This is a genomic window from Moorena sp. SIO4G3, assembly GCF_010692305.1.
Lineage (GTDB): Bacteria > Cyanobacteriota > Cyanobacteriia > Cyanobacteriales > Coleofasciculaceae > Moorena > Moorena producens_A.
Genome location: NZ_JAAHIG010000481.1, coordinates 1 through 6,003 on the forward strand (window position 1 = coordinate 1; position 6,003 = coordinate 6,003).

Annotated in this window: 6 protein-coding genes; 4 read left to right on the forward strand and 2 right to left on the reverse strand. The window is 44.1% G+C overall.

What is annotated here, in order from left to right; translation table 11 throughout:
- The first annotated feature begins 154 nt into the window (after positions 1 to 154).
- On the forward strand, positions 155 to 295 hold the full coding sequence (locus tag F6J99_RS40595) for a hypothetical protein (protein ID WP_293121967.1): 141 nt from the start codon (positions 155 to 157) through the stop codon (positions 293 to 295).
- Positions 296 to 616: 321 nt separating this feature from the next.
- On the opposite strand, the gene F6J99_RS40600 is transcribed toward F6J99_RS40595, so the two are convergent.
- Positions 617 to 1,327, reverse strand: coding sequence for a DUF1997 domain-containing protein (locus tag F6J99_RS40600; RefSeq protein WP_293121970.1), 711 nt, complete (start codon positions 1,325 to 1,327; stop codon positions 617 to 619).
- Positions 1,328 to 1,368: 41 nt separating this feature from the next.
- Positions 1,369 to 1,500 (reverse strand): hypothetical protein, encoded by a 132-nt coding sequence (locus tag F6J99_RS40605; protein WP_293121973.1) that lies wholly within the window; start codon positions 1,498 to 1,500, stop codon positions 1,369 to 1,371.
- Between the two features lie 539 nt (positions 1,501 to 2,039).
- Between F6J99_RS40605 and F6J99_RS40610 the strand changes: the two genes are divergently transcribed.
- The 3 genes from F6J99_RS40610 to F6J99_RS40620 form a co-directional block, all read left to right on the forward strand.
- Positions 2,040 to 2,699: an NAD(P)H-binding protein gene (locus F6J99_RS40610; protein ID WP_293121976.1), complete on the forward strand. Its 660-nt coding sequence runs from the start codon at positions 2,040 to 2,042 to the stop codon at positions 2,697 to 2,699.
- Positions 2,700 to 2,827: 128 nt separating this feature from the next.
- Positions 2,828 to 3,553: a glycoside hydrolase family protein gene (locus F6J99_RS40615; protein WP_293121979.1), complete on the forward strand. Its 726-nt coding sequence runs from the start codon at positions 2,828 to 2,830 to the stop codon at positions 3,551 to 3,553.
- Positions 3,554 to 4,456: 903 nt separating this feature from the next.
- On the forward strand, positions 4,457 to 6,003 hold a 1,547-nt coding region (locus F6J99_RS40620; RefSeq protein ID WP_293121982.1), incomplete at its 3' end, for an Ig-like domain-containing protein.

Here is a 6,003-nt window from a genome sequence, read left to right on the forward strand (position 1 = left end):
TGGAGCAACCCGAAAGGATAGGATATCTAGGAGCCGTATGAGGCGAAAACTTCACGTACGGTTCTGAAGCAGAGGTGCTTCCCTTAATAGGGGACATCGACTGTAACAATGCCCGGAGGGTAGGGAAGATCCTCCTTTCTTGATGCAATAGCGAGTGGGGGAAACCCCCTTTGGCGGCGCTGCATCGCTAAAAACCCAACCATTGGCCGTAGGCCACGCTACGCGAACGACTACCAATCGGTGTGTGAATCCAGCAAGACAACACTTTGAGAAAACAACGGTACGGCGGGGTTAGAAGTTACCGTAAGAAGAGTGGAGCCTTTAAGGGTTACAGGCTATGCATAAAAGGGTGAAAACTTTTTTATTAAGGCTCCACTCTTCTAAGGTTTCGTCTCCGGCACGCCGGAACCAAGTGAAACAGGGAAGCAACGGACTCTATAAGGCACTTCTCAAAAAGTAACTGAACGCTTAAGGAGACCAGCCCGCTGGGTATGCGCGTAAACTGAACTAGAACCTTAGTCTTGACGGGGTTTCGGTTTAGGTATTGCCGCAAGGATACGGAGGTTTAAGGCCGGTCGTAGATCTAAGAATCCCCGCTCTTCTAGGGCGGGGAGTGTCAATGCTGTCGTGATTGCTTCGGTATAGGTAGACCATTACTGCTATGGAAGTCTTCCTGTACCTTGTGGGTTAAACGCCGGGAAACTTGACGCACAACTTGCTGCAAAATTCCGTTGCCTGTGCGTTGAATCAACGACTGAGGTAGTTTCAGAATCGCCTTGGGAAACCACATCTCAACACTCAGGTCAAGATGCCACTCCACGCGGGTTATCGCCGATGGTATGGACTCCGATTCCAGCTGATGCTCTTGAAAATACTCCCTTGCTGGTACTTCTACTAAGGTCTGAGATGCCTGGAAATCAAGGTCATAGCCTGGACTGACGTAATTGGGTATGGGGATTGTCCGAATCTGATAGGAATTTTCCTCAAGAGGTAACAATTCCAAACCGATTTTTGGCTCTACCCTATAGCCAAATGCCCCAAAGCTACCAATGGTCAAGATATAGCCATTGTCTGTGAGCAGTTTTACTTTCATCGGATGAGCGCAGCGACAAAACCAATCCTGGTGAGTATTTAGATAGGCACTTACTTGCTCAGCTGAAGCATACATCTCCATACAGTCTTGAAAATGACAGTGAAACCGAGTCGGCTCACTACCTGAGTAAGACGCTGATGGAACAATAGGGTCAGTGTCGGCCTTTATAGCAGGAGTATTCAAATCGACCTGTTTTTCCTCAATTGACTGATGGTTAATAAAATGCGATCGCATACATCATCCTCTTCATGTGATTGCCTTGTGACTAGTTGATATCATGTCGGGATAATTACCCTGTCTTGATGCAGTCGCTCATGGGGGAAACCCCCTTTGGCGGCGCTGCATCGCTTAATAAAAATCTCCCCATCTCCCCATCTCCCCATCTCCCCATCTCCCCATCTCCCCACCCTCCCTCTAATTATGGGTATTCAACCGGACTTGATATGAGAGCCTAGTTGAGAGCCTAGTTGAGAAATGTCCATGGGTCGCTCTTGCTGATCCCACTCCTCTGGCTGAGTTAATCAGGAGTCGGACACAAACAAGTTGAGCTATGTAAACAAGTGTAAAGTTTGGGGGACTGATCTAGCTGGGTGTCTGGTGATGCGAGATCAGTTATGAGATCAGTTATGAGATCACTGACTATAGCGGGTTCTAATTAGATCCACCCACACAGTCTTAGAAGAACACATGACGAACGAAACTTATACAGAAACTTATACAACCGAGAGGTTGGGGTTTACGGAAGCGATGCAGAGGTGCGACCCGTGGCGAATTTAATTCGCCAACGGAAAACGCACCATTACGGTCTTGGGGGTTACCCCCACTCGCGCTTTGCATCAAGACAAAAACCAATATGGCGGTTCTCGATTAAATGGCCTAGTTTAATTTTCACTCAGAATAACTGGTAAACTGGCTAAGCTACTAGGTGAATTGTACGGAAATTGCCATGAAAGCATGTGTAGCTGGAGCAACGGGAGAAACAGGAAAGCGGATTGTACAGGAACTGGTTATGCGTGATATTCCTGTACGGGCTTTAGTGCGAAATTTAGAGTACGCTCAAGAAATATTACCACCAGCTGCAGAATTAGTGGTGGGGGATGTGCTCAAACCTGAGAGTATCAGTGCTGCGATCGGAGATAGTACTGTAGTGCTGTGCGCCACTGGTGCTCCCCCTACCTTTGACCCCACCGCACCCTACAAGGTGGATTACGAAGGCACTAAAAATTTAGTAGATGCTGCTAAGCAAAAAGGGGTAGAACACTTTGTATTAGTTTCTTCCCTCTGTGTGTCCCAGTTTTTCCATCCCTTAAATCTATTCTGGCTGATTCTGGTCTGGAAGAAGCAAGCAGAGGAATATATCCAAAAAAGCGGCTTGACCTACACCATTGTGCGACCAGGTGGTCTCAGAAACGAAGACAACTCAGACCCGATTGTTATGTCTGGGGCAGATACTCTATTTGAAGGTAGCATACCTCGCACCAAAGTAGCAGAAGTTTGTGTTGAGGCGCTGTCGGAACCGGAAGCTCGGAATAAAATAGTAGAAGTGGTTAGCTCAGCAGAAGCTCCCGATCAAAGCTGGGAACAGCTATTTTATGACGTGGGTTGAGGCAGTGTTGAGCGTTCGCTCAAGCGCGGAAGCGAAGCTTCCGGAGCGTAGCGTGACGTTCGGTTAATCGCATTTTGTGAACACTATTAAGTTCACAGTATTAACACTAGTAAGGATTAGTCAACTGAGTGTCTTCATCACCCCGACAGAAGTACGGAAAATTAAGAGGATTTCCAAATACTTCCTATAAATTTACACTCAAAGGCTTATTTTACAATATTTCAGCCTTAGCGATAGTGAGCTTATTATTGGGGATTTATATCAGACATGTGTTTAATAGATGGGCTTACTACCCGGTTGAGCGTACGCTATCTGATTATCCTACCAGTATTCATGGCACGCCTCCCTTAGTGATGAGGGGGGGAGATCCTTACATTCGCGCCCTAATGCGTACTATCACCGCTAGTGAAGCTAATGACCCCCAACCCTACACGATTATCTATGGGGGTCAACACGTTTCTGATTTAAGGCGTCATCCTGAAATATGTGTTCCCATAGTCGCTGGTCCTAATGTTGGAAAATGTAGCACAGCAGCGGGACGGTATCAGTTCCTTGATTTTACCTGGGAAGCAAAGGCACAACGCTATCACCCCAGACCCTCAGGCTTTTTGTTTTGGAAGCAGTATAGCTTTGAGGCACACTTCCAGGATGCTGTGGTTCACGATTGGCTCAAGGATAGTAGAGCCTGGGGGATGGATATTCCCAAAGAATTGCGGCAAGGAAATTTAGATAAAGTTTTGCGGCGGTTGTCCGGTACTTGGACAAGTCTAGGTTATGGCATAGAAACCAATAGCATGAGTAAGCACTTGCCAAAGGTTTATCAACGGATGCTTGAGGAAGAACTCAACCGATAATCATTCAGGATTGCAGGCTTCCAGGCAATTAGCAATTTTATAAGATTTATCAATTTTGCGAAGTACTTTCATCCTGGGTTTTAGGGAGTAGGAAGTAGCGATGCATTCCTATTCCCTATTGCCTATTATCTGTTCCCTGTTCCCTAAAATACTAAAACTATGTAGGGTTTGCTGAAAAAGTCTTTTGGTATTGGTAGGAGTCAGCGAGTGTGGAGTCAGCGAGTGTGGAGAAATGGGAATTATATAGGAGGTAGTCGGAAGACTTGTCCCTTTATTTTTTTGATATTGTCTGCCCAAAATGCTAATTTTTTGAGCTGTTTTGACCGAAAATCTGGCACTTTTAGAGACCCAAAAATGCGAAAAACTTTATCTGTCAATGCTTTGATAGTTAATCAGCAAGCCCTAGGTAACTGACCCAATTTAAAAGCGCTATATTCAAATCATTTATACATCGCTATTTTCTTTAAATCAACTTCTTTTTATTACTATTTATTAACTGATTTATGGCGTAATAAATTCTAAAAAAAATAATGATACTGTTTAATAATAATTAAGCCTACCATCATATAAACAATCTGATTGACTGACACAATTATCTTTAGCAAAAGATAAAGTCATCAAAAATTGAATGGGCAACGTTGTGATGTTGAATTCCTAGAAAAGACTGAAAGTAAGCATTCAACCGTTGGCCAAGCGTGCCCAAGCGCACATAAGCACCTCAAGTAGCTTGGGGATTCGCGTAGGGTTGCCATAGGCCAAGGCCTTGGCACATCAAGTAGCCTGCCCCTAAGGCATATGCTTACAACTCAAAAGCATAGTAGCTAAGATTGTCCTGACTTTTGTTACTCAACCCGTATAAGTAGTCAAAAGGGATAAATTATTATTGTTCAGTAAATAAAAATTATGGTAAAAATTCAAGCTGAAAGTTTTCTAAATCTAAACAATTTTGAACCTGAGAATAATGAGGATGCTGAGGGTGGTTCACTGCTCAGAATACCTTTTGGAATTGGTCCTAATGCCTCCTCTGGTACTGCTAGCACAACCTTTGATTTACCTACTGGTAACTACGAAGTCAGGCTGGGTTACTTTGATGAGACTGATGGGAACAGCACCATAGATATCACTATTGGCGATACCGAATTGCCAACATTAACTCTCGATAACCCCCCTGATGGTGCTGGTATTAACCCTGATGCTGATAGTTTCGTCAATGAACAAATTAGCAGTACCGTATTCATCAACAATGGAGACCTGATCACAATTGACGGTACTCGTGATGGCCAGGAATTTGCCCGAATTGACTTCATTGAATTCATTCCACTCGATGACAATCTAATTGCAGTAGATGACACCGCTACTACTGAAGAAAATACATCGGTAACCATTGATGTTTTAGAAAATGACACTGATATTGACGGAAACAGCACTCTGACCATTGTTAGTGATGCCAGCAATGGTACTGCAGTAGTGGATGACAATGGCACTGCTGGAGACTTCAGTGATGATTCTGTGATTTACACTCCTGATGATGGTTTCAGTGGAGCTGATAGTTTTACCTATGAGTTAAGCAATGGTCTAACTACTCAAACAGCTACTGTTAACATTGACGTTGCTGCTGCTGTTGACGAGAACAGTCTAATTGCAGTAGATGACACCGCTACTACTGAAGAAAATACAGCGGTAACCATTGATGTTTTAGAAAATGACACTGATATTGACGGAAACGGCACTGTAACCATTCTCAATGATCCCAGCAATGGTACTGCAGTAGTGGATGACAATGGCACTGCTGAAGACTTCACTGATGATTCTGTGATTTACACTCCTGATAATGGTTTCAGTGGAGCTGACAGTTTTACCTATGAGTTAAGCAATGGTCTGCTTACTAAGACCGCTACTGTTGACATTGACGTTGCTGCTGCTGTTGATGAGAACAGTCTGATTGCAGTAGATGACACCGCTACTACTGAAGAAAATACAGCGGTAACCATTGATGTTTTACAAAATGACACTGATGTTGACGGAAACGGCACTGTAACCATTCTCAATGATCCCAGCAATGGTACTGCAGTAGTGGATGACAATGGCACTGCTGAAGACTCCACTGATGATTCTGTGATTTACACTCCTGATGATGGTTTCAGTGGAGCTGATAGTTTTACCTATGAGTTAAGCAATGGTCTGATTACTAAGACCGCTACTGTTGACATTGATGTTGCTGCTGCTGCTGTTGACGAGAACAGTCTGATTGCAGTAGATGACACCACTACTACTCAAGAAAATACAGCGGTAACCATTGATGTTTTACAAAATGACACTGATATTGACGGAAACGGCACTGTAACCATTCTCAATGATCCCAGCAATGGTACTGCAGTAGTGGATGACAATGGCACTGCTGAAGACTCCACTGATGATTCTGTGATTTACACTCCTGATGATGGTTTCAG